The 368-nt window shown below is 43.2% G+C and carries 1 protein-coding gene; it reads left to right on the top strand.

What is annotated here, in order from left to right; genetic code table 11:
* Nucleotides 1–368, top strand: a 368-nt coding sequence (locus A9G40_RS14055) for a reverse transcriptase N-terminal domain-containing protein (protein WP_176700518.1), incomplete at both ends; no start/stop codon positions are given.

Below are 368 nucleotides of genomic sequence, written 5' to 3' on the forward strand. Positions count from 1 at the left end.
AAAGCGACACTTGAGAATAATTGGCGCAAAGTGAAAAGATTGCAAAGATTATTAACACGCTCGACTTATGCTAAGCAATTAGCAGTAAGAAGAGTGACTGAAAACAGAGGTAAAAGGACTACGGGAATTGACAAAGTAGCATGGTCAACTGCCGAGGCAAAATGGCAAGCGATTGCAACGTTGACAAGTAAGGGATATAAACCGATGCCACTTAGGCGAGTATATATCCCAAAGTCTGATGGAAAGAAACGCCCTTTGGGTATTCCGACTATGAAAGACAGAGCAATGCAAGCGCTTTATCTATTTGCCCTTCAGCCTGTAGCAGAAACAACAGCGGACAAAGGCTCCTATGGGTTTCGCATTAATCG

This window comes from Gilliamella sp. Nev3-1, assembly GCF_001690435.1.
In the GTDB taxonomy this organism is placed as follows: domain Bacteria; phylum Pseudomonadota; class Gammaproteobacteria; order Enterobacterales; family Orbaceae; genus Gilliamella; species Gilliamella apicola_C.